We start from the raw sequence: 21,925 nt of genomic DNA on the forward strand, positions 1-21,925 counted from the left end.
CTATGCAGCAAATCATTTTATTTCTTATTAAAAATAAGACAGGTTTGGTGTTTATCATTCTTATGACAATAGCGCTTGGGTTAACCTTCAAAGCGCACACCTACCACAATAGCAAGGTGGTTTCCTCTGCAAATTTTGTTACTGGAAATGTTTTAGAAACTTCAGAAGGTATTTCACAATATTTTGGTTTAAAAACTCAAAATGAAATTCTTGCTGAAGAAAATGAAGCCTTGAGAAAAAAATTATTAAACCTTTCTCCTTCTGAAGATACTTTAGAATCTCAATTAGACTTTATCACAGATACCTTATACAGAATCCAAAAGTCGACTGTAATTTCCAATTATTACGACAAGATAGATAACTTCCTTCTCATCAAAGGTGGAGTAAAAGATAGCATCAAAGAAGACCTAGGAGTTATCTCCAGCAAAGGCATTGTAGGGATAATAGAAGATGTAAGTAAGGAGTTTTCGAGAGTGATTTCAATTTTGAATACTAATACATCTATAAACGCTCAACTAAAAAAAACAAATCATTTTGGAACTTTGACTTGGGATGGAAAGGATCCAAATATTTTGAGCTTAGTAGATGTTCCCAGATCTGCACCCGTTAAAGTTGGAGATACCATAACTACTGGTGGTCGTTCTCTCATTTTTCCTGAAAATGTTCCAATCGGAATTATAAGCGAGTATGAGTTGGACGAGAATGTGGGTTATTATAATATTTCAGTGAAATTGTTCAATGACATGACAAATTTAAAACATGTTTATGTCATCGAGAACACGAGAAAAGAAGAAGCTTACAAATTATTAAATCCTGAACAGCCGTAGATGAAAATTTATTTCATAAATAGCATAAGGTTTGTCCTACTTATTCTTGTTCAGGTCTTAATTTTGAATCATTTTGAAATATTCGGTTACGTCAATCCTTATATCTACCCTTTACTCATCATTTTACTACCTTTCAATATCAACTCTATCCAAAAGCTGTTTTTAGCTTTTGCTTTGGGCATTTGCTTAGATTTTTTTGAAGATAGCGGAGGAATTCATACGGCAGCAACTTTAGTTATAGCTTACTTAAGACCTTTATTTCTTAGAAATGCATTTGGCTTAAGTTATGATTATCAAACCTTAAAGTTTTATGATGCACCCTTCAGATCTCGATTTGTTTATGTAAGTTTAATGGTGTTGTTGCATCATACAATCCTTTTTTCATTGGAGATTTTTAGTGTTAATCATTTATTATATCTGTTTGAAAAGATTGTTTATTCTTCGATTTTCAGTGTTATATTAATATTAATCACTTTGAATTTAATTCGAAAAACCAGTAAATGAGAAAGTTACTCCCCATCATTCTAGTCAGTTTTACAGCCTTCCTTTTCTTGATTAGACTATTTTATCTACAAATAATGGATGATAGTTATGATGAAGTTTCAACAAACATTTCTGTAAGGAAAGTTTATGATTATCCTCAGCGAGGTTATATCTACGATAGAAATGGAGAATTGATGGTGGGCAACCAACCTGCCTATGATGTCATGGCAGTTCCACTTGAAGTCAAAGAATTCGACACTTTAGAGCTAGCAAGCTTATTGAAACTAACTCCCGATCGACTTAAAACTCAACTTGAAAGAGCCTGGCGTTACTCTCCAAGGTTAGCATCAGTCATCACACCTCAACTCACAAAAAAGGAATATGCTTACTTGCAGGAGCGTATGCATAAATACCAGGGGTTTTATATTCAGAAAAGATCTTTAAGAGATTATAATGTGGAGCATAGCGCCAACATTTTAGGCTATATAGCAGAAGTTGGTCAGGGAGAAATTTCAGAAAAATCTTATTACCAATCTGGTGACCTCAAAGGAAAACAGGGTGTTGAAGAACAATACGAAGAAGTCTTAAGAGGAGAAAGGGGAGTAAAACACTACCTCAGAGATATTCATAATAAAAACATCAAACCCTTTAAAGAAGGTAAATTTGATACTGTTTCTAAAAAAGGAAGTGATTTACATTTGACTATAGATGCGAAACTTCAGGCTTACGGTGAAAAGTTGATGAAAGGAAAGCGCGGTGGGATCGTAGTTATAGAACCTAGCACTGGGGAAATTTTGAGTTTGGTCACGGCCCCTTCTTACGATCCGGACTTATTGGTAGGAAGGAAACGGTCCAGAAATTTTACAGAGCTGTATTACGACACCATACAAAAGCCGTTATACAACAGAGCATTACAAGCTATTTATGCTCCAGGCTCGCCCTTCAAAGCGCTTACTGGTTTAGTAGCTCTACAGGAAAGTGTTGTAGATTTGGAAGAAAATTTCAGGTGCAATGGAGGATATTCCTATGCTAGAGGAGTAAGGATGGGATGTCATAACCACCCAAGTCCTGTTCAAATGGTTACTGGCATCGCGCATTCTTGTAATTCCTATTTTGCTCAAATTTACAGAAGAACTATTGAAAAATATAATACTCCCCAAAAGGGCATAGACGTCTGGCGTGGCCATATGGCAAGTTTTGGCTTAGGTGATTATTTAGGTTACGATTTACCCGTTGGTAGAGCAGGATTATTGCCAGATTCCGACTATTATAATAGAGCGTACAGATATCCAACATACCAATGGTATGCAAGTGCAACCTTATCAAATGCTATAGGTCAAGGGGAAGTCCTTACCACGCCAATTCAATTGGCAAACGCCACAGCTGCTATTGCCAACAAGGGCTGGTTCTATAGACCTCATATCATTAAAAAAATAGACGACGAATCCATAAAGGAAGAAAAATATACTACTAAACAAGTTACAACCATCGATAAGGAACATTTTAATCCTATAATACAAGGGATGCACGATGTTTTCAATTATGGTACTGCAAAGTTTCTTAGAGTTCCGGGTATTGAAGTTTGTGGAAAAACAGGTACTTCAGAAAATTACACTAAAATTGATGGGGAAAGAGTTCAGCTCACAGACCATTCTATTTTTATAGCTTTTGCTCCCAAGGATGATCCTAAAATTGCCTTAGCTGTTTTTGTAGAGAACGGTTACTGGGGTTCCCGTTATGCTGGTCGAATTTCAAGTTTAATGATTGAAAAATATCTTAAGGACGAAATCGAAAGGACAGATTTGGAAAGATGGATTTTGAGTAATACTCTTGAAGAAGAGTATGCTAAACCTTATTCTGGTGAACCTTTTAAAATTAACCAGTAAAAATGCCCAAAACTTTACTGCAAATTGACTGGCTTACGATTCTTATCATTGCGATTCTTATTGGTTTTGGTTGGGGAAATATTTATTCTACCACTTTTGTAAGCCCTGATGAAAGCATCTTGGATCTTTCCAAGATATATGGTAAGCAGCTGTTATGGATATTCTTAGGGGCTTTAATAGGTATTGTCATCTTAGCCCTGGAAAGCAAATTCTTTGAAAGGTTCGCCAATGTCATTTATCTTTTTGCTGTTTTATCTCTTTTAGGCCTTTTCGCTTTCGGGAAGACCATCGCTGGACAAACGGCTTGGTACTCTTTTGGCTCCTTCAGTATTCAGCCTGCTGAATTTGTGAAAGTAGCAGTTGCTTTAGCTTTGGCAAAGTATATCAGTGATTTAGACAATGACTTGTCACGGTTTAAATCGCAGCTCATAGCTTTCACAATCATTGGAATTCCTCTGGCACTCATTATGCTTCAACCTGATGCGGGTAGCGCTCTTATTTATTTAGCATTTTTAATTCCACTCTACAGGGAAGGTCTTCCACACTTTTACATAAGCATTGGTTTTCTCACTGCAGCCATTTTCATTCTTACACTTAAATTTGGTTTTACTCTATTTGCACCCATTTTTGGTGTTTTAATCATCATCGTATATCTGTTCAATAAAAAGAATAAGCCAAAACTCTGGAAGTACGCATTGATATCATTATTCGGAATTGGATTCTCCTATTCAGTAAATTTTATTCTGAATTCTGTTTTGCTTCCTCACCAAAAGGATAGGTTTGATGTGCTTATTGGTGAGACCAATGATATCAAAGGCTCTGCATTCAATCTTTATCAAAGTGAAGTCGCAATTGGTAGTGGAGGATGGACAGGAAAAGGCTGGCTAAAAGGTTCGCAAACGCAAGGTCGATTTGTACCTGAGCAGCATACAGATTATATCTTTAGCACCGTAGGAGAAGAATGGGGCTTTATGGGAACCAGTATTGTGGTTATTTTATTTACGCTACTTATTTTAAGATTATTTCATCTTGCCGAACGCCAAAAAAGTCAGTTTAGTAGAGTTTACGGCTATTCGGTGATGTCAGTTATTTTTGTACACTTTTTTGTGAACGTTGCCATGGTGATCGGCTTGTTCCCTACAGTGGGGATTCCATTGCCGTTTTTTAGTTACGGAGGCTCAGGCTTATGGGGATTTTTGATCCTTGTAATCATATTCCTAAAACTGGACGCTAAGCGGAAAAGCTTGAATTAAAAAAAGGACAATTTTGTTTATGACAAGATAAAGAAATGCTTAGGTCAACTAATCTTCCAGATACATATCGATTAAGCCTTCAGGAGTTTTGAAGTAGATCGTCTGGTTTTCCTTGTCTACCTTTTGGATAAACCGATCATTCACAGGAATAATGATTTCTTTTCCATTGAAGTCTATAAAGAAAAGCGCCTGTAGGGTTTGATCGTTCACAAACTTGATGTTGCCAATTTCTCCATGAGTCTCATCAACGGCTTTGTAATCGATAACTTCGTGGTAATAGAATTGGTTTTCTCCCAGTTTTGGCAATTGGGATAAGGGTAAGTAAACGTCCCTTTTGAGTAAGTCGTCTGCATCTGCTTCTTCATCTACTTCCTCAAGTTTCACGCGAAGGAGATTACTTTTTTGGAGGTTGGATTTTTCAATAAAAAAAGGAATCAATTTATTGCGGTAATCCACAAAAATTGATTCCAGGTTTTCATAGAGTTCAGGTTCGTCGGTATCGAGTTTGATTTGCAACTCCCCTTTAAAACTAAACTTACTCACGATGTGACCTAAATAAAAACACTGGTCTTTTGTCATCGCAATAAGATTTTTAGTCCTCTTTTTTAGTTTCTTCTTCAGAAGAGTCCTCATCAGCAGGAGCTTCTGCTTCCTCTTCCGCAGCTGCTTTAGCTTCTGATTCTGCTTTTACTTTTGCTTCTTCCTCTTCTTGAGCAGCTTTAGCTTCGGCTTCACGCTTAGCACTCACTTCTCTTTCCGCTTCCAATGCTTTTTGCTTCTCTGCTTCTTTAGCTTTCGCTGTTTTTTCAGCAGAAGTCATTATTTTATCCTCTTTTTCAGTCAACCAAGCCTGGAATTTCTTCTCTGCTTCTTCTTCTGTCAACGCTCCTTTGTCAACACCAGCAAGTAGGTGTTTTTTCATCATAGCGCCTTTGTAAGATAAAATACGTCTTGCAGTGTCAGTTGGTTGTGCTCCGTTTCTTAACCATTTCACAGATGAATCGACATCTAGTTCAATAGTAGCAGGCTGGGTTACAGGATTGTAAATGCCTAATTTCTCAAGGTATTTACCATCTCTTTTTGAACGAACATCTGCAGCGACAATCCAGAAAAAAGGTTTTCCTTTCTTTCCGTGTCTTTGTAATCTTATTTTAACTGGCATAAAAAATTAAATTTTGGAGTTCCCGACTCCCGTTATTAATAATGAGGTGCAAAAATAAGTTTATTTTTTGAAATACAGAGGTTTGGGTTTAAGATAATTACTTTATATTTAAAAGTTTACTTATCTTTTTTTAAATAAAACAATCTGCTCTCCTTTTTTAAGTTTTAACTCATTTTTATTCAGCTTTAGAATTTCATACTTCTCAATTTGATCTTTTATTGCCTTAGGTTTATTGAGACCCTCAGCTAAGTAAACTTCAATTTCATAATTTAATTTTGTATCAATCTCAAAAGAGTGACTACCACAACATAAATCTGAAACTTCAATTGTTTTGTTCCCTGCTTGTTTTTTGAAAGCTAAACGAGCCAGACCGTTCTTTTCTGTTGCTTCTCCATATCTATTTTTTAAATTAAATACGGAAACATTGGAACGAACTTTCTCACTATGGCTAAAAACTCTAACATAAAGTTTTATGGAATCAGAATCATTAACATATGTTTTAAACTTATGAAAACTCTTGGTTTTCAACTCTGTTAAGTCATAATTTAATATCAAGGAATCATTTTTTATTTGATAATGACCTTTACCAAATTCATCATCTCCTAAATCAGCACCCACGTGGTATTCAAATGTTCCATTATCAGAAAATTCAAAATAATTGTAATGCTCTTGATATGGCATCAAGTTGCTATATTTCCCATTTAAAGTAGATTGACTGTAAATCAACTGACTTACCATAAGAAAAATCAATAAAGTCAGATAATACTTAATCACATTCAGTTCCTTTCTCTAATGTTACTTCTTGAGCCGTTACACAGCTTATATTAAGTGCTAGTGCTACTATAAAAATTAGTGTTTTCATTCTATATCAATTCAAAAACAGTTTAGAAAATAAAAAAACAGAGAAAGACTGTATCTAGCTTTCCCTGTTATTTGATGTGCAATTGCATTTTATTAATTTCTGGTCAATATCATCTCTGTGGGGATAGAAAAGCCTTTTATATCATTGTCAGGGTTATAAGATTCTCTTAATTTAAAGGAGGCTTTATTATCTTGAAGTAACTTAAATTCAAGTTTTCCATATTTCTTATAGTCATAATCCCAAAACCTAAATCTTAAAGAACCTTTTTCTAAAACATCCAGGCCATATTCCATTGCACTACATTCATATACTGAATCATTTTTGTAGATATCTGTTTTTCCATCATAATAGTATTTTCCAGCTATCCTATCGATATAAATACCATCTACTTCAGTTTTCTTTTTTGAAATTTTAAATTTGAATGTCTTGTTATTTATAGTCATTGACCAAATCCCGAGGTATTTGTTTAATAAGGCCTTATCAGTCTTGTAGTATGTTCCTCTTTTAACATTTTCAATTTTTCTTCCTTTTTTTAAAGTTACTTCTTGTGCTGTAATACAGCTAATATTCAAAGCTATTGCTAATAAGAAAATTATATTTTTCATTTTTATGCAAAAATCAGATAATAAATATCTGTGATATTCATATTTTCATCCAAGTCGATCACAATAGGGCAACAGGTTCCATTGTTCTTAATAAATAATATAGACTTAGAGCCGTCTCTATTAATGTTAAATTCGATATCATTCCCTAAAACATCAATAGAATCACCAATTTCTAAATGATGCCCCAAAACAGTAATATCTGGCGATTCTAGTCTTCCAATCTCTGCTGGTTCACTTGGCCCCCCTAGACCAAAAAATATTTTAAGCCCACTATTAAAATAGAAATAACGTTGGGGTTCACCTATTTCACTTCCAAATTCATCAAGAGTAAAAGAATCGGGATGAGATCTGTTGGTTGATAATGGAAATAAGTCTTTCATAGCCTGTACATTTCCATTGGTAGCTTTGATGGCTTCAAAAGGCACACCTTGGAATTTTACATTAGCATATTCAGAAGAAGTTAAGCTATGGTAGCCTTCTTGAGCTTTACAGTTGACGATTGATATAAATACAATCATTAAATACATTATTTTTTTCATAATTCTGAAATTTATATTTTTATTAATTACAGTTGCTGTTCGTTGATGATGTCGGATTAGTTCCGAAAAAGTCTTCAGGATCCAATGTATTACTATTAGCATCTTTTATTTTCACATGTACATGTGAAACTACACTACCTTTAGCTATTGCACCAGCTAAATTACCAGAGTCTCCTTGATAACCAATAATATCTCCAGCACTTATTGATCCTGAAACTCTATTGTTTTCTTGCAAATGAAAATATTGAATACTTATCTGCTGACCGTTAACTGTAGCCGTTTGATAAGATATCCATCCTGCCCCTTTTGCAAAATACTTTTGAACAGCTGTTGCAACACCATCAAACATAGCATAAACGGGTTCACCGTAATCATTTAAAACATCTGTACCGCCATGGTCTTTACCTTCTTGGCTATTATCACAAACGCCACCAGTTCTTGTACAGCCATATCTTCCGCCTTCAAAACCTGAAACCCCTTTTTGAGGTGCAATCTCTGGATTAGGCACTGGATCGCCAGGGCAAGGCTTATCCACTTCAGGATCTGGCTCTGGGGTATTATCAGTATATCCAGAACCACTGCCGCCAAGATCCCACTCGTTTGCAGAAGTTTTACCACCGCTCCCGTCTGTATTGTACATATGGGTAATGGAGATATAAGGGGTTGGTATTCGAGGAGGTGTAGATTCTACAACAATGACTACTTCTTCTAATTGACAATAATCACAAACTGAGAATACACATCTGCAACTGCCACGTGTATCTTTAGGTGTGTTATGATTTTCTAATTTATTAGATTCTTTAGATTTAGAATTATTATTTACATACTCTGACACAAAAACGTTTTCTTCAATTCTAAATGCTTTTTGAAAAGTTCCTTCCATAGCAGTAATTAACAGTTCTCCTGAAAAACTAGAGGGTGTAGAGTTTTCAAAAGGGTTTAAACTTACTACTGCGCTTTGTACCTTACCATCAATAGTCAATAAAACCAATCTGCTATTCAACTTAGAATATTGGGTGGTGACAGGAATTACGGCAAGCTCTTCATCTGTGTTGGTGAGGTCTTCATAATTTACCTCCTCCGAAATGGAGGTGATGAAGTTGGCATTAGATTTAGCTAAAATATCTTGTTGAGTTTGCTTCATAATATCTAAAGCTTGGTCTAGTGATACTGTTTTTATTGACTCCTCGCTTCTAATAAATTGATCTTCTTTCTCACAATTCAAGCTTAATGCCAAACAGAAGAGAACAAGAAACAGTTGTATTAATTTTGTTTTCATTTATTATGGGTTTTTGTTAGTTATTCTTTTTTTTTTAGGAAAAAAAAGTAACTAAGTCAACCCATAAGTCAGCTTTAGCCAGTTGTAGAAACTATCCTTTCGCTGTGTGTGTGATCATTTTGTAGCTTATTAACAAAGCAATACTAAAACTTTATGACATAAAAAGATTACGGTTCAACCTTACTTCTGTTGCGGGAAAACCGTAAATTTTGAGTTCAACTATCTCTATTCTAATAAATCTTCAAAAATTCCCTAACTTAGTTAGACTGAAAACACATCCCGAATATGCTACACAAACTCAACCTAGAACACATACTATTTCTGGACATTGAAACCGTTCCAGAACAGGAGGCATTTGAAGACTTAACGCCAGTGAAACAAAAACTATATGCCGACAAAACGCAATACCAGCGCAAAGAAGAATTTACCGCTGAAGAGTTTTACAATCGGGCTGGCATCTGGGCAGAATTTGGAAAAATTGTATGCATTTCAGTCGGGTATTTTAATTTTAAAGGGGACGAAAGAAAATTCAGAACCACCAGCTTTTTTGGTGAGGAAGAGGATTTATTGAAGCGTTTCAAAATTCTAATTGAAGATTATTTTGGCTTGCCACATCACCTCATGTGTGGTCATAATGCTAAGGAATTTGACTTTCCCTACATCGCCAGACGCATGCTGATTCATGGGATTTCTCTTCCAGAGAAACTTCAGTTTTTTGGAAAAAAGCCCTGGGAAATCCCGCATCTGGACACCTTAGAATTATGGAAGTTTGGGGACTATAAACACTACACCTCTTTAAAATTGCTTACGGAACTATTCAACATCCCGTCGCCAAAAGATGACATCGACGGCAGCCAGGTAAGGGATGTGTATTACAAAGAAAAAGACATCGACAGGATTGTGACCTACTGCGAAAAAGACGTTATTGCAGTGGCACAAGTTATTTTAAAACTTCGCCAAGAAGACCTCTTGGAAGATCACGAACTTATCTCTGTATAATGCTTAAAGTCAATAACCTCAACATACATTTTGGAGAAGAACACGTTATCAAAAACATTAGTTTTGATTTGCAACCCAATCAGATCCTTGGCATTGTTGGTGAATCTGGTTCCGGGAAGTCCGTGTCGACTTTGTCTATTTTAGGATTGCTCGGACCAAAAGCTAAAGTGACAGGATCAATTTTATTTCAAGATCGAGAGTTAACTCATTACACTGATTCTCAATTTCAAAAGATTCGAGGCAACGCTATTTCGATGATTTTTCAGGAACCCATGAGCTCGCTGAATCCGTCGATGCGCTGCGGAGCGCAAGTGGAAGAAGTGTTGATTCGGCATAAGAAGTTTTCCAAAAAAAAAGTAAAACAGGAAGTCTTAAGCCTTTTTGAAAAGGTAAAATTACCCAGACCCGAAGCTATTTTCAAAAGTTACCCCCACCAAATCAGCGGTGGGCAAAAACAACGCGTCATGATTGCTATGGCGATTGCCTGCAAACCCAAAATCTTGATTGCAGACGAACCTACCACAGCACTTGACGTTACCGTTCAAAAAGAGATTTTAAAGCTTTTAAAGTCTTTACAACAAGAAACGGAGATGAGTATTTTGTTCATTTCTCATGATTTGGCCTTGGTTTCTGAATTGGCAGATCGGGTGGCGGTGATGTACAAAGGCGAAATTGTTGAACAGGGTGATGTCGTAACTATTTTCAAAAACGCCAAACACCAATATACCAAGGCTCTTTTAGCTTCAAAACCTTCCACAAAACACCGTCTTAAAGTCTTACCTACAGTAAAAGATTATATGCAGGAGGTTCCAAACTCTGCAATAGAAACTTCAGAAGAAAGGAAAAAAAGACATGAAAAGATTTACTCCAAACCTCCTTTACTTGAAGTAAAAAACGTGAAGAAAACCTTTATTTCCAATGCGGGTTGGTTCTCAAAAATTGAAAAGGTAAATGCTGTAGACGATGTGAGTTTCAAAATTTATGAGGGCGAGACATTGGGTTTGGTTGGTGAATCTGGTTGTGGGAAATCCACTCTAGGCAATGCCATTCTTAGGCTCGATGACCCGACTGCAGGTGATATTTTGTACCAAGGCAAGTCCATAACCAAGCTTAAAGGCGAAGCTTTGCGTCAACTCAGAAAGGACATTCAGCTGATATTTCAGGATCCGTTTTCGAGTTTAAGTCCACGACTTTCAGTTGGTAAAGCTATCATGGAACCCATGAAAGTGCATGGTTTGTATGGAAATGCTGAATCGAGACGGCAAAAAACCATCGAACTTCTGGAACGAGTGGGCTTGTCTAGCGCCCATTTTGACCGATATCCACATGAGTTTAGTGGCGGTCAGCGTCAACGTATCGGCATCGCTAGAACCATCGCTGTAGAACCCAAATTGATTATTTGTGATGAATCGGTATCGGCTTTGGATATTTCGGTGCAAGCGCAGGTGCTGAATTTGCTCAACGAACTCAAATCTGATTTTGGGTTTACTTATATTTTTATTTCTCACGATTTGGCTGTTGTCAAGTATATGGCAGATCAACTTTTGGTGATGCACCATGGCAAAATCGTAGAACATGGCGAGGCTGATGCTGTGTATGCCCATCCAGAAAAAGCCTACACTCAACAACTTATAGAAGCGATTCCTAAGGGAATATAACTAAAATAAAATTCCTCCGTGGCCTTTGTGTCTCCGTGATGATATAGAACCACAAAGTAGTATTTACCTGCTACTTTGCGTATTTTTGACAATGGATTTCAACGAACATTTACGCAAGATTATTCACGTCGATATGGATGCCTTTTACGCTTCCGTAGAACAACTGGATGATCCGAGTTTGGAAGGAAAAGCCCTTGCGGTTGGTGGAAGTTCCAAACGTGGTGTGGTTGCCGCTGCGAGCTACGAAGCCAGAAAGTTCGGAGTAAAAAGTGCGATGAGTGGCAGACAAGCGGCTAGACTTTGTCCACATTTGATTTTCGTTAGACCCCGGTTTGAACGTTACAAAGACATCTCTCAGCAGATTCGCAAAATCTTTTTTGAATACACCGATTTAGTCGAGCCACTTTCTTTGGACGAGGCCTATTTGGACGTGACTGTGAATAAATTTGATTTTCCTAGTGCTACAGTTTTAGCCAGAGAAATTCGTGAAAAAATCAAAGCTAAAACAGGACTTAATGCGTCTGCCGGTATCTCTATCAATAAATTTATCGCCAAAATTGCCAGTGACATCAACAAACCCAACGGACAAAAAACCATTCCACCAGAAAAGGTAATCGATTTTCTTGAAAAACTGGACATCCGGAAATTTTATGGGGTTGGAAAAGTCACACAGGATAAGATGTATCGACTGGGTATTTTTACTGGCGCTGACTTAAAGCTTAAATCGCTTGACTATCTGCAAGCGCATTTTAGCAAAAGCGGACTGCATTATTACAATGTGGTTCGAGGGATTCATCTGAGTGAGGTCAAGCCTACCCGAATTCGGAAATCCTTGGGAGCAGAGCGCACCTTTTCTGAAAATATTTCATCAGAAATTTATATGCTGGAAAAGCTGGAAGATATCGCCGAAGAGGTGGAACGCCGCCTTCAAAACAGCAAAGTTGCGGGAAAAACCATCACCTTAAAGTTGAAGTACAGCGATTTCAGCATCCAAACCCGTAGTAAGACCCTGAAGCTGTTTATCGCTTCCAAAGCCTTAATCATGGAAGAAACCAAAGCTTTGCTGTATCAGGAGCCTATCAAAGACTCCATACGGTTGTTAGGGATTTCACTTTCAAACCTCAACACCGAACAATCAAAACCCATCAAAACTGATTCACTTCCTAAAGAAGAACAATTGAAACTGCCATTTTAGAAAAGCAACATCCACACCGCCATCACCAGCATGATGGTATTTTCAATAAAGGTCGCTTCAGTCATGGGTAAATTTAAAGCTGTTCCTAAACAAGCGCATTTGATGACTTTCTTGGAAAATAAGGATCGTGTAACTCCAATCGTCGTTATTCCCAGAATAACAATAGTTGCCACCAAAGCAATATCAATTTCAAATCGCATTAGAAACATGAGTCCGAGAGCGGTTTCGATAAATGGATACACCCATCCGTAAGCTGGCAGAACTTTAGCTAACGGGTCGTACATTCTAAATGATTCCGGAAATCCTGTATAATCCAGAAATTTAAAGAAACTGAACACGATATAGAATAAGCCCATAAAGTCAAACATAAAACTGCTAAGCTCCCAATCTCTAAAGTTCAATAAAATAGAAGCTCCTGTGATATAAGCAAATATCATAAATAGAGGAAACAGTTGCTGCGCTTTAGATTGGTCCTGGATATTTTCTCCGGATTTATCGACAAAATCAGATTTTTGAGAGATCGAATATTTGCTTGAAATCGCACTTTGAAGGGTTTCCACATCAACATGCTGTTCCATATCAATCTCGGCTTCTTCAGCTTCCAAGTCGACGCTTACGGATTTGACATTATCTAACTTTTTAATGCTATCTTCTACACTTGCCCTGCAGTGCTGGCAGGTCATCCCTGAAACTTTATAAGTATGTGTCATTATTTAATTTTAAATAATACAAAGTTAGTCATTGTATAGAATCTATGACACTCCCACACTTCAACATTGAGGCGCCATAATATGGATTTTTAATTTCTTTGGAAAAACTCAGCCAAGTCGCTCCTTCGTTCTGATTTGCCATCGGGCATTTCTGAATATAAATTGCGCTTTCGGTTGGATTTGAAGTTTTTGCAATCGCAATCACTTTTTCTGAAAGTCTAATGAATATCTCTCTAAGTTCATCGATATCTTTCACCTTATTAGCACCTTTAAAGGTGTTGCTATTCAGTTTTGAAAGTGATGAATTCACTTGCTTGTACTTTTGTTTTGAGGTTTCAAAATCATCTTGAACCAGCGCGTCTTTTAATTCAGCATAATCATTAATTAGCGTTTTCACCACATCTGTTTTTTCTGAAATAGTTTCAGAAGAACTATTGACTTTTGATTCTGAAGATGCGTTACTCATGTTCATATCACCATGATTGTGAGCAGACGACGAAGGACCGCCTTCAGGATTCATCATGCTGGGTTTGTCAGACAATTGCGCTTCAGAATCTATGCTGAAAGCGCCACGAGTTACGATTTCATCTCCTGCTTCAATTCCTGAAAGGATTTCAATAAAATCTGACGAAGAACTTCCTGTTTCTACTTCTTTCATTTTGAAATACACTCCGTTTTCATTTTCTAATTGCTGGTAAACAACTGAGCGTTTTCCTGTCCAAAGCACTGCTGATTTTGGAACCATCAAAGCTTGATTTTGAGTTGATTCTGATTTTGAACTTTTCAATTCTGCCGTTATAAAAACGCCTGGTTTCAAATTTTGATTTGGATTTTTAATAATCACTCGTGCTTTTCCAGATCGTGAAGTGGAATTCAGAATAGGTGAAACGAAATCAACTTTCCCCGTTACATTTTCTTGATTGGGAATATTTATTTTGAGTTCATCACCTTCCTTAATTCGATTTAAATCACTTTCATACACATCTACAATCGCCCACAGCGTGGATAAATCTGCAATTCCCATTAGGTTTTGATCAGCTTTTAAATTATCACCTTGCTTCACTTGTAAGTTTGTAACCACTCCCGTTCTCGGAGCTCTTAGTTTCAATCTTGCTTCACTTAAGGATTTAACGTCATTCACCGTCAAACCAAAATTTTCAATTTTTCTAGTGATGCTATTCAGAAGAACTTCATTTTCTTGTCGAGTAGCTAACTCCAATTCTTCCTTCAAGACTTGTATTTCTGGCGCATACAATTCAGCAATGACCTGTCCTCTATTTACCTGCTCGCCTTCTTCATTCACATAAAGTCGTTCTATTCTTGCATTGAAATTTGCCGATATAGATCGCGTTTCATCTTGATTGATTTCCAAACGACCAGAAAAATTCATACTCGTTTTTTGGTCTTCTTTTCCAACGGTCATGGTTTCTACCTGAGCCAACTTACGCGCTGTTTTGCTCATTTTGATGGCATCTGGGTCAACATCATCTTCCATTTGGTTGGCGGGAATCAATTCCATTCCGCAAATAGGGCAATCGCCAGGTTCATCACTACGAATTTGAGGATGCATGGAGCAAGTCCAAACAGAAGCTTCCCCTTGCTCTTGTGAATGCTCATGTTCTTCTTTTTCAGATTCGGAAGAAAATAAAGTAATGCCTAAAAAAATGCCTATGATGAAGGTGATCAAAAAGCCTAAATAATATTTATATTGTGTTTTCATAATGCTGAATTTGATGTGAGGTAACTTAAAGTTTCGTTTATTTTTTGAAGATTTGCCAAGGTTAAAGTCCGTTGTTTTTGATAAAGCAGACGCTCTTCTTGCAAGCGTAAAACTTCTTCAATCTGCATGGTCGCATTAGCTAAAGCAACTTCTGAAAGTTGTAAAATGTCTTTTAAACTCAAAAGTTGTTTATCATATAAATCTAAAAGACTGTACAATTCATCTTGTTTGTATTGAGCGACTTGAATTTCAGTTTCCAAGCGTGTTTCTTCATTTTCCAGCTGAAATTGAAGCGACTCGCCTTGAAGTGAAGCTTGTTTTTTTCTGGATTTATTTTTCTTTCCAAAAATGGGTAAACTCACCGATAGCATAGGCATAATCGCATCCCGACCAGCATCTGCATTCATTGCATTTCGGTCTTGAATGATGGCATAATCCAAGCCTAAACCAAATTGTGGCATGGCTTGTTTTTTAGCCAATACACTTTCTGCTTTGTTGGATTCTTGTAGATTTCTGATGGCTTCCAGTCGTGGGTGATTCTTGGAAATAGAATCCGTTTCCACAACTTCTTTTTGCTCTAGAATTTGTTTCGGATCTGAAATTAAAACGGGGGTTTTCAACTGCCGATTCATCAACTGATTCAATTGAGTGACCAAAGCTTGGTCTTGGTCTTTCAACACCTGAATTACACTCGACTGTTTGTCAATTAGAAGTTCTACTCGTAAAATATCCACCAAATTCGCTTTGTTATTTTCGTAATTTGACTCCACAATGGATTTCAAATCTCTTAAAATCTGAAGTTGCTCAGCTTCAAGTTCAGCGATATATCGTAAAGCAGAAAGATCGTAATACTTCTCAGCGACATCGAGATATAACTTCAATTTTTGATCTTGAAATTTTTCGAATTCAGCTTCAGCTCTATAAGAAGCAATGTCGCCTTTGGCTTTATAAGTCCCAAACCATGGTAACATTTGTGTTAGAGAAAATCTGGCAATTTGCGGACCAACTCGAGTTTCAATCGGACTGATAAAATAGCCAAAACTCAAGTTGGGGTCTTGCCAGGATTTGGCTTGAGTCACATTTTCAAGCTGAGCTTCAAAAGCTTTAAATTGAGCTTTTAAGTCTAAATTATGTTCAGCCGCTTTCACCTTCAAGGTACCCAAATCCTGTGCGTTGGCAGTAAAGCAAAGCAGGCATACAGCTAAAATAAATTTAGTCAGTAACTTATTTAAGTTTATGTATATATGTTTAATCATTTTCTTGTTGAATTAAATTCAGTTGAGATCAATTTCATCTGTGTTTTTTAAAGCTCTGCTATACACTATGTAAAATAAAATCGGTAGCAAGAAGTAGGTTATACTTGCCATCAGCATCCCGCCAAAAGCTGGAATCGCCATCGGCACCATAATGTCGGAGCCTTTTCCTGTAGAGGATAAGACCGGTAAAAGCGCAATAATTGTTGTTACCGAAGTCATCACTGCAGGCCGAATTCGTTTTAAACCGCCTTCCATGACCGCTTCTCTGAGTTCCGCTTTGGTTTTGGTTGTATTATTTTTAAACGATTGCCTTAAATAGGTAGCCATTAAGACGGCATCATCGGTAGCAATACCAAAAAGCGCAATAAATCCCACCCAAACGGCAACACTCAAATTGATCGTTTTAATTTGGAAGATATCCCGTAGATTTTCTCCAAACAGATTGAAATTTAAAAACCAATCCTGACCGTAGAGCCAGATCATGATAAATCCACCGCTAAAGGCTAAAGCGATAGACGAAAACACCATTGTACTGATGCGCACCGACTTAAATTGAAAATACAAAATCAAGAAAATCACGACCATCACCATAGGTATAATCATGGACAAACGCTTTTCGGAACGGACTTGGTTTTCAAAACTTCCAGCAAACCTGTAACTAACACCACTTGGAACTTTCAGGTTACCGCTGTCAATTTCAGTTAAAATCGCATCTCTGGCCGCTTCCACAGCAGTAACTTCCGCTTTGCCATCAGCACGGTCGAACAAGACATAAGAATTGAGAAAGGTTTCTTCTCGTTTGATCATCTGCGGACCGCGCTCGTATTCGATATCCACCAATTCCCCAAGCGGAATTTGAGTGCCGGAACCTGTGGAAATCAGAATATTTTCTATGGCTCCAGGAGTGTTTCTAAGCTCCCGTGGATAGCGAACACGCACGTTGTATCGCTCTCGACCTTCTACTGTTTGAGTTAAAGGCTGTCCACCAATCGCTACTGAAATATACTCCTGAACATCATTGATGTTTAATCCGTAGCGGGCAAGATTTTTTCTGTTTAGATTTAAATGCAGATAAGGTTTGGCCACCACACGATCAGCAAACACAGCTTGCGTTTTGACCTCATCGACTTGTTTTAAAATTCCTTCTAGTTTTTGCCCAAAATCTTCAATAGTTTGCAAATCTGGTCCAGACACTTTGATGCCCATTGGTGCACGCATACCGGTTTGCAGCATGACTTGTCGGGTTTCTATTGGTTGCAATTTGGGAGCAGAAGTAATGCCTGGAATCTTAGTTGCTTTGGAGATTTCATCCCAAATATCGTCTGGCGACTGAATGTGCTTTCTCCAGTTTCTAAAGTACTTACCGTCTTCATCTTCTACCAGAAAAGCTTTGAAATTATTGTCAATTTCATAGAATAATTTAGATTGTATTTGGTCTGAAAGAATTTCGTCAGATGCATTCTGAAATACAAATTCAGCGTTATCAAACCAAATGACATCGTCAGTATTGTAAGTAATTTGCACCTGATTATTTTGAACTTTTAAGCCCTCCACGTTAAAAAGTCCATTGCTATTAACTTTGAAAGCCTGTCGTTTTCCGACTTCATCTAATATAAATTCAGGCTTATAAGTAATCAAATTTTCAAACATCGAAATCGGCGCGGGATCAATAGCTGACTCTACGCGGCCTAATTTTCCGACCACGGTTTCAACTTCGGGAATTTGCTTCACCAGCATATCCATTTGCTGCAATTTTTCTTTATTGAATTCGATGCCAGAATGTGTCATGCTGGTGGGCATCAGGATAAAACTACCTTCTGCCAGACTTGGCATAAATTCCTTACCGATGCCTGGGAAAGTTTCATCCAAAGCATTCCAAATTCTTGTGTTTTCTATTGCAAAACCAACAGCATTGGACGCTTGTTTTGACCAATAGAAAACACTGGAAAAGCCAAGCCAAATCATCAATCCAATCAAGATAGAAAGCAATGGAAGGATCAAAAAGGCTTTGACGTGGTTTAAGAAAAATTCTAAAATCTGAGCGTAGTAGTTTTGCAGCAAAAGATAAAATGCTAACAGAATACCAACTAAAATCGCTACAAAAATGATGTTGGATAACATGGATTGTTGTGGCCCAAGCGGTAGCCAGAAATTCGTGAGCAATACTAAAACACCAACAATCAAGACATGAAAATGCAGGTTTTTGAATCGAAATTTTGCATTGTAAGTTTGGTAAGTCAAGAAATAACAGATTGCATAAATCAAGATAAACAAGCCCAACCAGAAGGCATTAAAAATCGTCCAAAGTCCTATGACGAGCAGAAACGCATTAAGGTAATACGCCGATTTTTGCTTGTTGATTTTTATCCTAAACACAGCATACATCAGTGTTGGTAAAATTAAGACGGTAACTAAAAACGCCGCAATCAGTGCAAAGGTTTTTGTATATGCGAGCGGAATAAACAATTTACCTTCCGCTGCTTCTAAAGCAAAAACAGGGACAAAACTGATGACGGTCGTTAAGACCGCCGTCAAAATCGCTGAACTGACTTCAGCAGAACCTTCATAAATATTTTTTACGAGTGAATCTTTTGGGGAGTCTTCCAATTTTTTCAACACATTTTCAGAAAGTATAATGGCCAAATCAATCATGGTTCCTATGGCAATAGCGATTCCTGATAAAGCCACAATATTGGCTTGTATGTTGAAGAATTTCATGGCGATAAACACCAGTAGAACCGAAATTGGCAACACCGCCGAAATCACCAAAGAAGCTCTCAAATTGAATACAATGATGATGACGACCAAAAGCGCGATAATCAATTGCAGACTAATGGCTTCTTCCAGCGTGCCGATGGTTTCATTGATAAGCTCAGAACGGTCATAAAACGGCACAATTTTAAGTTGACTTTCAGTGCCATCGGCTAAAGTTTTACTGGGTAAGCCAGGAGAAATTTCTTCAATTTTCTCTTTGATATTGGTGATGGCTTCCATTGGATTGAAGCCATCGCGAGCCACGACCACACCGCCAACCACATCAGCGCCAGCTTTATCGAGAATGCCACGTCTTTGGGCTGGACCAGTTTTAATTTGGGCCACATCTTTAAGATAAATCGGCACATTGTTGTTTTCATCAACCACTATAGATTCAAAATCTTCTAGATTTTCCAAATAGCCAAGTCCACGAACAATGTATTCCACTTGATTAATCTCCAAAGTTTTGGCACCAACATCTCGATTGCTTTCTTTCACAGCTTTGGCGACTTGCATCAATGAAATACCGTAGGATTTCAACGCATCGGGATTGACGTCAATTTGATATTCCTTCACAAATCCACCAATGGAAGCCACTTCAGAAATACCTTTGGCACTGCTCAGTCCGTATTTCACATAAAAGTCCTGAACACTTCTGATTTCATCTAAATTCCAGCCGCCTGTGGGTTCGTTGTCTTCATCTCTGGGTTCAAGCGTGTACCAAAACACTTGCCCAAGTGCCGTAGCATCTGGACCTAGTGTGGGTTTGGCTTCAGCGGGCAACAAGCCTTGAGGAATGGAACTGAGTTTTTCGAGAATACGAGAACGCGACCAGTAAAATTCGACATCATCTTCAAAAATGATATAAATGCTGGAAAACCCAAACATAGAATTGCTTCTCACTGACTCCACCCCTGGCAAACCTAATAGATAAGTCGTTAACGGATAAGTAATTTGGTCATCGATGTCTTGTGGCGATCGACCAGGCCATTCGGTAAATACGATTTGTTGATTGGCACCTGTATTGGGAATCGCATCTACAGGAATTGGATTTTTGTGCAAAAAAGAATCTGCCCATTGAAAAGGGGATACCATTAAACCACCGATGATGATGGCTGCTAGTAGAATAAACGAAACCAATCGCTGGTTCAGAAAAAAGTTGATAATCTTATTTAACATGAGAATTTGATATTAAAACATATACACGAATTTTGATCTCTATTCTGAATGTGATTCAGTAAAAATCAATGCGGTAAGTTTTAAACTATCAAATAAGGAAAACTTGATGTAGGAGTTGAAAATCTCGCTTGTATTGAGGGGGATCGTAGACTTCAGTTGAAGCAGACTTTTTAGCGAAAAGATCAGGTGAACTAAAATGTATAAAGCTGAACACAACTAACTCAAAAGGTATTTCTAAATCAAATTCAGCCTTAGTTAATTGTAGTATTTCCTGTCCTTTTATGATTTCAACCTCATCGTCACAGCAATCTGACTTTTCTTCTGAAGGCATTTCCTGATGCATCGCACAGGGTTCTGCCTGAGATAAAATAGCTTTATCCATCATGATGTTACCACAATAGTGAGTTCCAACCGTGAAAGATATGGTTGAAACCAGCACAAGAAGTGCCAGGGAAAGAGATGCTATTTTAAAAATGAACAATTTCACAAAGCAAAGTTAGTTAATTTATAATATCAGTCCTGCTCCTTAACAACTTTCTTTTGATAGTAAAAAGCTGGGAGTAAGATCAATACAAAAATAGGCTGTATCAAAAATCGTCTTATGTAAAAGATGATAAAATGATTTTCAGTTTTCATATCGTCTATAAAGAACCAGAATGCGAGCATCAAAATGGCAAATGCAAATCCATAAAATGTAACTGAAAATAAAAACGTGCGCTTAGTAGGAAATGCAAGCCAAATGATGGAAAGCGAGAGAATTGTGTTCAATAAAAATCTAAAACTCGTACTGGCAATGACTTGAAGAGTGTCGAATTCTGGTGCTTCCGCATAACTGAATTCTGTTTTGTAAAACTCGAGCAAGGGATCTGAAAAAAGATCATGCTCGAAAAAACGTATAAGTGCTAAACCAACCACAAGAAGGCCTATTAAACCAAGTCTTAAAAACTTATTCATGAATTGGTTTTTCTTCAGTTCTATAATTTCTTATCCAGAAAATCCATAGCAAAAAGACAAAGCCGTAGATAAAAATGGGGAATAGAGTCCCATGCATCAATTCCTGGTATTCGGGAATTTCGTAGATACCAATCGTGAGTAGAGCAATACGCAAGATATTGAACGCGTAGATCAAAACACTTCCTGCTAAAATGAAAAGTAAGGTGGTTTTCCAATCTTTTTTGAAAGCTAAAACAAATGAGAGAAAGAGAATAATAACGCTCATCGCATTGCAACCTTCCACAACCCTTACTAAGTAGTTCCCATTTATTCCAAGACGCATTGAAGGGTCATAGTGACTAGGGATGATCTTAGTTTCATACCCAAAAAAACTAATCAAACTTTCGGTTTGTAATGCTACAATATGAGTGATGGGTTCTGGAAAATAGACCTCTGATTCTACGTTATCCAGGTAAAATTGATAGGCCAACGTAAGAACGATGTAGGTTCCGAAGAATACTCCCAGAAATCTAACAACCGCTTTATTTTTCTTTAAAATTTCCAAAGCTTGAGTATTAAATATAAGTTTTAAAACAGTGAATTTTGCTATCAGCTTATTTAAAAA

At 37.3% G+C, this 21,925-nt stretch carries 20 protein-coding genes; 7 read left to right on the top strand and 13 right to left on the bottom strand.

Going from position 1 to position 21,925, the window contains the following annotated elements; translation table 11 throughout:
• Positions 1-2: 2 nt before the first annotated feature.
• Genes mreC through rodA form a run of 4 tightly spaced genes read left to right on the top strand, consistent with a single transcriptional unit; the run spans position 3 to position 4,449 of the window.
• Positions 3-827, top strand: coding sequence for a rod shape-determining protein MreC (gene mreC / locus LB452_RS03530; RefSeq protein WP_224460340.1), 825 nt, complete (start codon positions 3-5; stop codon positions 825-827).
• On the top strand, positions 828-1,331 hold the full coding sequence (locus LB452_RS03535) for a rod shape-determining protein MreD (RefSeq protein WP_224460341.1): 504 nt from the start codon (positions 828-830) through the stop codon (positions 1,329-1,331). It abuts the gene before it with no gap.
• Complete coding sequence (gene mrdA, locus LB452_RS03540) at positions 1,328-3,196, top strand: penicillin-binding protein 2 (protein WP_224460342.1); 1,869 nt, start codon at positions 1,328-1,330, stop codon at positions 3,194-3,196. Before LB452_RS03535 ends, mrdA begins: the two co-directional genes overlap by 4 nt.
• A 2-nt stretch (positions 3,197-3,198) precedes the next feature.
• The gene (gene rodA / locus LB452_RS03545) at positions 3,199-4,449 is read left to right on the top strand and encodes a rod shape-determining protein RodA (RefSeq protein ID WP_224460343.1); all 1,251 of its coding nucleotides are present in this window, start codon (positions 3,199-3,201) and stop codon (positions 4,447-4,449) included.
• A 48-nt stretch (positions 4,450-4,497) separates the two neighbouring features.
• On the opposite strand, the gene rimM is transcribed toward rodA, so the two are convergent.
• The 6 genes from rimM to LB452_RS03575 all read right to left on the bottom strand — a co-directional run bounded on the left by rimM (position 4,498) and on the right by LB452_RS03575 (position 8,896).
• Positions 4,498-5,028, bottom strand: a complete 531-nt coding sequence (gene rimM / locus LB452_RS03550) for a ribosome maturation factor RimM (RefSeq protein WP_224460344.1) — start codon at positions 5,026-5,028, stop codon at positions 4,498-4,500.
• Between the two features lie 13 nt (positions 5,029-5,041).
• The gene (locus LB452_RS03555; protein WP_224460345.1) at positions 5,042-5,611 is read right to left on the bottom strand and encodes a 30S ribosomal protein S16; all 570 of its coding nucleotides are present in this window, start codon (positions 5,609-5,611) and stop codon (positions 5,042-5,044) included.
• Between the two features lie 120 nt (positions 5,612-5,731).
• Positions 5,732-6,292, bottom strand: a complete 561-nt coding sequence (locus LB452_RS03560) for a hypothetical protein (protein WP_224460346.1) — start codon at positions 6,290-6,292, stop codon at positions 5,732-5,734.
• 273 nt (positions 6,293-6,565) lie between these two features.
• Complete coding sequence (locus tag LB452_RS03565) at positions 6,566-7,078, bottom strand: DUF6705 family protein (RefSeq protein WP_224460347.1); 513 nt, start codon at positions 7,076-7,078, stop codon at positions 6,566-6,568.
• 2 nt (positions 7,079-7,080) lie between these two features.
• The gene (locus LB452_RS03570; protein ID WP_224460348.1) at positions 7,081-7,617 is read right to left on the bottom strand and encodes a hypothetical protein; all 537 of its coding nucleotides are present in this window, start codon (positions 7,615-7,617) and stop codon (positions 7,081-7,083) included.
• 22 nt (positions 7,618-7,639) lie between these two features.
• On the bottom strand, positions 7,640-8,896 hold the full coding sequence (locus tag LB452_RS03575) for a M23 family metallopeptidase (protein WP_224460349.1): 1,257 nt from the start codon (positions 8,894-8,896) through the stop codon (positions 7,640-7,642).
• A gap of 285 nt (positions 8,897-9,181) precedes the next feature.
• Between LB452_RS03575 and LB452_RS03580 the strand changes: the two genes are divergently transcribed.
• The 3 genes from LB452_RS03580 (at position 9,182) to dinB (ending at position 12,748) form a co-directional block, all read left to right on the top strand.
• Entirely contained in the window at positions 9,182-9,895 is a 714-nt protein-coding gene (locus LB452_RS03580; RefSeq protein ID WP_224460350.1) for a 3'-5' exonuclease, read from the top strand.
• Entirely contained in the window at positions 9,895-11,553 is a 1,659-nt protein-coding gene (locus LB452_RS03585) for an ABC transporter ATP-binding protein (RefSeq protein WP_224460351.1), read from the top strand. Before LB452_RS03580 ends, LB452_RS03585 begins: the two co-directional genes overlap by 1 nt.
• 91 nt (positions 11,554-11,644) lie before the next feature.
• Complete coding sequence (gene dinB, locus LB452_RS03590; RefSeq protein ID WP_224460352.1) at positions 11,645-12,748, top strand: DNA polymerase IV; 1,104 nt, start codon at positions 11,645-11,647, stop codon at positions 12,746-12,748.
• Here dinB and LB452_RS03595 read toward each other — a convergent pair.
• The 7 genes from LB452_RS03595 to xrtF form a co-directional block, all read right to left on the bottom strand.
• Entirely contained in the window at positions 12,745-13,458 is a 714-nt protein-coding gene (locus LB452_RS03595; RefSeq protein ID WP_224460353.1) for a heavy metal translocating P-type ATPase, read from the bottom strand. The genes dinB and LB452_RS03595 overlap by 4 nt on opposite strands.
• A 28-nt stretch (positions 13,459-13,486) precedes the next feature.
• Positions 13,487-15,178, bottom strand: coding sequence for an efflux RND transporter periplasmic adaptor subunit (locus LB452_RS03600; protein ID WP_224460354.1), 1,692 nt, complete (start codon positions 15,176-15,178; stop codon positions 13,487-13,489).
• Positions 15,175-16,434 (bottom strand): TolC family protein, encoded by a 1,260-nt coding sequence (locus LB452_RS03605; RefSeq protein ID WP_224460355.1) that lies wholly within the window; start codon positions 16,432-16,434, stop codon positions 15,175-15,177. The genes LB452_RS03600 and LB452_RS03605 overlap by 4 nt, the downstream gene beginning before the upstream one ends.
• A gap of 18 nt (positions 16,435-16,452) precedes the next feature.
• Complete coding sequence (locus tag LB452_RS03610; protein WP_224460356.1) at positions 16,453-20,367, bottom strand: efflux RND transporter permease subunit; 3,915 nt, start codon at positions 20,365-20,367, stop codon at positions 16,453-16,455.
• A gap of 88 nt (positions 20,368-20,455) precedes the next feature.
• Positions 20,456-20,854, bottom strand: coding sequence for an HYC_CC_PP family protein (locus tag LB452_RS03615; RefSeq protein ID WP_224460357.1), 399 nt, complete (start codon positions 20,852-20,854; stop codon positions 20,456-20,458).
• Positions 20,855-20,880: 26 nt separating this feature from the next.
• A complete protein-coding gene (locus tag LB452_RS03620) occupies positions 20,881-21,321 on the bottom strand; it encodes an exosortase F system-associated membrane protein (RefSeq protein WP_224460358.1) in 441 nt (146 codons plus the stop codon).
• The gene (gene xrtF / locus LB452_RS03625; protein ID WP_224460359.1) at positions 21,314-21,865 is read right to left on the bottom strand and encodes an exosortase family protein XrtF; all 552 of its coding nucleotides are present in this window, start codon (positions 21,863-21,865) and stop codon (positions 21,314-21,316) included. Before xrtF ends, LB452_RS03620 begins: the two co-directional genes overlap by 8 nt.
• Positions 21,866-21,925 lie beyond the last annotated feature (60 nt).

This window comes from Psychroflexus longus (genome assembly GCF_020164595.1).
GTDB classification, from domain to species: domain Bacteria; phylum Bacteroidota; class Bacteroidia; order Flavobacteriales; family Flavobacteriaceae; genus Psychroflexus; species Psychroflexus longus.

Coding starts and splice junctions, on each gene's coding strand:
- LB452_RS03535 (WP_224460341.1), top strand. CDS start 828: ATGAAAATTTATTTCATAAATAGCATAAGGTTTGTCCTACTTATTCTT.
- LB452_RS03580 (WP_224460350.1), top strand. CDS start 9,182: ATGCTACACAAACTCAACCTAGAACACATACTATTTCTGGACATTGAA.
- LB452_RS03600 (WP_224460354.1), bottom strand. CDS start 15,178: ATGAAAACACAATATAAATATTATTTAGGCTTTTTGATCACCTTCATC.
- LB452_RS03555 (WP_224460345.1), bottom strand. CDS start 5,611: ATGCCAGTTAAAATAAGATTACAAAGACACGGAAAGAAAGGAAAACCT.
- mrdA (WP_224460342.1), top strand. CDS start 1,328: ATGAGAAAGTTACTCCCCATCATTCTAGTCAGTTTTACAGCCTTCCTT.
- LB452_RS03605 (WP_224460355.1), bottom strand. CDS start 16,434: ATGATTAAACATATATACATAAACTTAAATAAGTTACTGACTAAATTT.
- rodA (WP_224460343.1), top strand. CDS start 3,199: ATGCCCAAAACTTTACTGCAAATTGACTGGCTTACGATTCTTATCATT.
- LB452_RS03560 (WP_224460346.1), bottom strand. CDS start 6,292: ATGCCATATCAAGAGCATTACAATTATTTTGAATTTTCTGATAATGGA.
- dinB (WP_224460352.1), top strand. CDS start 11,645: ATGGATTTCAACGAACATTTACGCAAGATTATTCACGTCGATATGGAT.
- rimM (WP_224460344.1), bottom strand. CDS start 5,028: ATGACAAAAGACCAGTGTTTTTATTTAGGTCACATCGTGAGTAAGTTT.
- LB452_RS03570 (WP_224460348.1), bottom strand. CDS start 7,617: ATGAAAAAAATAATGTATTTAATGATTGTATTTATATCAATCGTCAAC.
- LB452_RS03575 (WP_224460349.1), bottom strand. CDS start 8,896: ATGAAAACAAAATTAATACAACTGTTTCTTGTTCTCTTCTGTTTGGCA.
- LB452_RS03595 (WP_224460353.1), bottom strand. CDS start 13,458: ATGACACATACTTATAAAGTTTCAGGGATGACCTGCCAGCACTGCAGG.
- LB452_RS03585 (WP_224460351.1), top strand. CDS start 9,895: ATGCTTAAAGTCAATAACCTCAACATACATTTTGGAGAAGAACACGTT.
- LB452_RS03610 (WP_224460356.1), bottom strand. CDS start 20,367: ATGTTAAATAAGATTATCAACTTTTTTCTGAACCAGCGATTGGTTTCG.
- LB452_RS03620 (WP_224460358.1), bottom strand. CDS start 21,321: ATGAATAAGTTTTTAAGACTTGGTTTAATAGGCCTTCTTGTGGTTGGT.
- mreC (WP_224460340.1), top strand. CDS start 3: ATGCAGCAAATCATTTTATTTCTTATTAAAAATAAGACAGGTTTGGTG.
- LB452_RS03565 (WP_224460347.1), bottom strand. CDS start 7,078: ATGAAAAATATAATTTTCTTATTAGCAATAGCTTTGAATATTAGCTGT.